The sequence below is a fragment of the Chryseobacterium sp. SIMBA_029 genome (assembly GCF_046535275.1).
Classification (GTDB): Bacteria; Bacteroidota; Bacteroidia; order Flavobacteriales; family Weeksellaceae; genus Chryseobacterium.
Genome location: NZ_JAWRXA010000857.1, coordinates 1 through 235, shown reverse-complemented (window position 1 = coordinate 235; position 235 = coordinate 1). Strand labels below are relative to the sequence as shown.

The following is a 235-nucleotide window of genomic DNA, read 5'->3' as shown; positions in this document are numbered from 1 at the left end:
CTCTTTGCGCCCGCCGCAGCATCATACGCACAGGAAACTGTGATCGATGGAATGGATTTCGGTCCCCTTGCGAAATTTGCAGGGACCTGGAAGACTGTCGCGCCAGGAGGCGTAGATGTGGCGCCGGGCCAGACAGGTTCAAAGGTGGGCAAGGGCGAGCCGGCAATCGAGCCCTACTACGAAACGCTAAGCTTTGAGCCGGCAGCCGATGCCAAAAATGCAAGTGATCAGTACC

Annotated in this window: 1 protein-coding gene; it reads left to right on the top strand. The window is 57.9% G+C overall.

Annotation, left to right across the window (positions count from 1 at the left end; translation table 11 throughout):
* Positions 1–235: hypothetical protein (locus SB679_RS26310; protein WP_410705375.1), on the top strand; the 235-nt coding region annotated here is incomplete at both ends.